This window comes from Anoxybacillus sp. CHMUD (assembly GCF_013096965.1).
GTDB classification, from domain to species: domain Bacteria; phylum Bacillota; class Bacilli; order Bacillales; family Anoxybacillaceae; genus Anoxybacillus; species Anoxybacillus kestanbolensis_A.
In genome coordinates this window covers 1-440 of record NZ_SDLG01000077.1, presented here as the reverse complement: position 1 = coordinate 440, position 440 = coordinate 1, and the positions used below count along the sequence as shown (strand labels likewise).

Genomic DNA, 440 nt, shown 5'->3' with positions numbered 1-440 from the left:
ATATATGCGCGTGCATCGCACCATCGGTTCTACGCGTATGGATATCAAAATTGCCCACGCGCGTATTGAAAATAAGATTGTTAATCTGCTGGAACCGCTGGCAACACTGGCCTGGACGTTGGGTTTTGAATACCACCACGGCTTGCTGGAGAAAATGTGGAAAGAGATCTTAAAAAATCATGCCCACGACAGTATCGGCTGCTGCTGTAGTGACAAAGTTCATCGCGAAATCGTCGCCCGCTTCGAACTGGCTGAGGACATGGCGGATAATCTGATTCGTTTCTACATGCGCAAAATTGCCGACAACATGCCGCAGAGCGACGCCGACAAACTCGTCCTGTTTAACCTGATGCCCTGGCCGCGTGAAGAAGTTATCAACACCACTGTGCGGCTGCGCGCCAGCCAGTTTAATTTGCGGGACGATCGCGGTCAGCCTGTAC

1 pseudogene is annotated in these 440 nt (G+C 51.4%); it reads left to right on the top strand.

Annotation, left to right across the window (positions count from 1 at the left end):
* Positions 1-440: pseudogene (locus tag ETB99_RS14675) on the top strand (alpha-mannosidase); the annotation flags it as partial.